General features: G+C 46.0%; 1 pseudogene. It reads right to left on the bottom strand.

From position 1 onward, the window contains the following. A pseudogene (locus tag BHV72_RS00265) lies at positions 1-982 on the bottom strand (RHS repeat-associated core domain-containing protein); the annotation flags it as partial.

Below are 982 nucleotides of genomic sequence, written 5' to 3'. Positions count from 1 at the left end.
AACGGTCTGCCACCTTCTTTAACCGGTTACCGGCATAACTCAAAGAAAGATCATCAATCACATCATAACCCGTCGCTGAAGTCTGCCCGTAGCGCTTCAGACCCAAGATATTACCCATTTTATCATAGCCCGTCACCTGCTCATTAAAACGGTTAGTATTTACAGAAAGGCTCGGCCCTTCACCATATTCCGCATCAGTCAGGCGACCCAGACGGTCATAACTGAATTTATAACCGCGGGGAGTGGCCCCGGCTCCACTTTTCCAAGTCATACTGCTGATATTACCATTATAACAAGGGACTCCCAAACCGTCGGTATAATGCAAAGACTGGCTAAACTTACTGCCTTCAATACCGGTCAGCCAGTTACGGATATTGTAGGCATAGCCTGTTGCATAAATACCGTTATCCAGTTTGTCTGTCTGCAATCGGCCCAACTCGTCATAAGTGTGTTCCAAAAGCAAGACGGAAGGATTGTTATCGTATTGGTGGCTCACTCGTGTCAGGCGTGACGAATGGTCATAAGTATAGGTATAACGTTCCGTCAATGAATACCCGGAACTATCCGTATGGGTGTGAAGGACGGACAGAGGACTTCCTTGAAAGGAGTACTCAGTGGCGTATGTATCCATGCCTCCATTGACACGACTTGACAGGCTTTTCACTATCCGCTTATTGCTGTCATAATAGTCCGCAGAATAAATGAATCCCGAAGAACCATGTGTACAAAATATGCTACCCGTAAGATTACCGATCGCACTCACAGTTCCTTCCGGAAAATTATATGCAGAAAAGCCGTTTCGTGTTCTAAAATCATACGTATCATAGTAGTTCACCACATATACACAAGGATCAACCAGATCAAAAGAACTCTGATAACCACTGTACGCCAGGCCGGTGTCGCCTTCCATAAGAGTACCTAAAACAACTGTCTCACCGGCAGTCCGAACATGTTTATCGCTGTTGCCACATTCGCCCTCCAC

Origin of the sequence: Bacteroides sp. 43_46, from assembly GCF_001915455.1 — a bacterium.
Lineage (GTDB): Bacteria > Bacteroidota > Bacteroidia > Bacteroidales > Bacteroidaceae > Bacteroides > Bacteroides caccae.
This window is presented reverse-complemented; position numbering and strand designations above follow the sequence as displayed.